Origin of the sequence: Actinokineospora sp., assembly GCF_050699995.1 — a bacterium.
Classification (GTDB): domain Bacteria; phylum Actinomycetota; class Actinomycetes; order Mycobacteriales; family Pseudonocardiaceae; genus Actinokineospora.
This window is the reverse complement of sequence record NZ_JBOHGC010000511.1, coordinates 1-1,921: the sequence shown is the minus strand read 5'-3', so window position 1 is coordinate 1,921 and position 1,921 is coordinate 1. Positions and strand designations below refer to the sequence as shown.

Below are 1,921 nucleotides of genomic sequence, written 5' to 3'. Positions count from 1 at the left end.
GCTGCCCGCGGGCGCCATCCGGGTGCTGGTGGACGACGCGGGCGTGCGGGTCAACACGGGGGCGGGGCTGGACCAGCGGACCGTGACCGAGCAGGTGCCGCCGAGCGTGCCCGCCCGTGGGGGCGGGGTGCTGCACCTGTTCGAGGTGCGGGTGACGACATCGGGGGTGTTCGTGCTGCAGGACGGGCGCACCGTGGGGGTGTCGGGCGCGGTCCCGCGGTGGTCGGAGGCGTCGGCGCTGATCGGGATGCGCGGGCCGCAGGGCAGGCGGTCGCGGGTGCATGTCGCGGCCGCCGGGTTCAGTGGGCCGCCCGCTCCCGCGCCGTCGGTCGTGGAGCGGTCGGTCAACCTGGCGACCCGGCAGGTGCTGGCGCCGGACGCGCCCGCCCCAGCCCTGGGCGTCTCGCGGCGGCTGCTGGTGGACGCGCTGTCGGCGCGGATCGTGGTGACGATGACGGTGACCGGGTCGGTGGACACGACCGCGGCGACGATCCAACTGGGCGACGACGTGCTGCCCGCACCGCCCGCAGTGCCGGGTCCACCCCGGTCGGCGGGATCGTCGGTGACGGTGATCGCCGAGGTCCCGCAGGCACTGCTCGGCGCCGACGGGGACGCGCTGAGCCCGTTCGTGGTGCGCGCGCCTGGGGCGGACCCGGGGGTGGTGGTCCAGGAGAGCTACCTGGAGCTGTCGCTGGCCGCTCCCCCGGCGCCCGCCGCGTCGAGGGGAGCCGACCGCGCCACCCGCGACGCCCTGCCCACCCTGTCGATCGAACTGGGCGACTCGGGCGGCGTTCCGATGCCGACGCCGACGGTGTCACCGCAGGGCAGGCTCGTGGTCACCGTGCGGCTCGCCGGGGAACGGTCCCAATGGGACACCGGGGCGGTCGCGGGCGTGCAGGGGTTCCAACTGTGGGCCGACGGCCGGATGGTCGCCGGGCTGCCGACGTCACTCGGCGGCCCGTCACCGGGTGGGACCTACTCGATCCCGTTGTCGCTCAACGGGTTCACGCCGGGCAGGCATGTGCTGGAGGTGCGGGTGATCGGGGTGGCCGGGGACCGGACGTCGGTGCTGGAAACCTTCACCGTCGTCTAGTTGATGTTCTCCACCACGGCCTCGGCGACGGCCTTCATCGTGGTCCGCCGGTCCATCGCGGTGCGCTGGATCCAGCGGAACGCCTCCGGCTCGGAAAGGCCCTGCTTGCTCATCAGCAGCCCCTTGGCCCGCTCGATGACCTTGCGCGTCTCCAACCGCTCGGTCAGCCCCGCGACCTCGGTCTCCAACGCCTGCAGCTCGGAGAACCGGCTGACCGCCAACTCGATCGCGGGCACCAAGTCGTGCTTGGCGAACGGCTTGACGAGGTAGGCCATGGCACCGGCGTCCCGGGCCCGCTCGACCAGATCCCGCTGACTGAACGCGGTCAACATGACAACCGGGGCGATCCGCTCACCGGCGATCATGGTGGCGGCCTCGATGCCATCCAGCTTGGGCATCTTGACGTCGAGGATCACCAAATCGGGCTTGAGCTCACCGGCCAACCGCACGGCCTCTTCACCATCACCGGCCTCACCGGCGACCTCGTACCCCTCTTCCCGGAGCATCTCGACCAGATCGAGCCGGATCAACGCCTCATCCTCGGCCACCAGCACCCGACGGGGAGCGGGACCTTGGGCCTCGGTAGCCACATCGGTCACCGGGGTCCTCCTTGCTACCGGAAACGGGAAGCCTGAAGCCTACCGCCGCGTATCGTCGGAACACCCGAACCGGAACGTGACGGCGCTGACATCACCCACTAGCGGCAACCTGCGCGCACGTCTTTGAGGTGATCGCGTAGAGTCCTCTCCCGACGCCCCCGTAGCCCAACCGGCAGAGGCAGCGGACTCAAAATCCGTCCAGTGTCAGTTCGACTCTGACCGGGGGCAC

The 1,921-nt window shown here is 71.4% G+C and carries 2 protein-coding genes and 1 tRNA gene; 2 read left to right on the top strand and 1 reads right to left on the bottom strand.

Annotated features, from left to right (window positions below; genetic code table 11):
• Positions 1-1,093, top strand: a 1,093-nt coding sequence (locus ACRDSQ_RS25575) for a hypothetical protein (RefSeq protein ID WP_431424511.1), incomplete at its 5' end; no start/stop codon positions are given.
• Here the strand turns inward: ACRDSQ_RS25575 and ACRDSQ_RS25570 are convergent.
• Positions 1,090-1,692: an ANTAR domain-containing response regulator gene (locus ACRDSQ_RS25570; RefSeq protein WP_431424510.1), complete on the bottom strand. Its 603-nt coding sequence runs from the start codon at positions 1,690-1,692 to the stop codon at positions 1,090-1,092. The genes ACRDSQ_RS25575 and ACRDSQ_RS25570 overlap by 4 nt on opposite strands.
• 154 nt (positions 1,693-1,846) lie before the next feature.
• On the opposite strand from ACRDSQ_RS25570, the gene ACRDSQ_RS25565 reads away from it, so the two are divergent.
• Positions 1,847-1,920: transfer RNA gene (locus ACRDSQ_RS25565), tRNA-Leu, on the top strand.
• The last annotated feature ends 1 nt before the right edge of the window (position 1,921 follow it).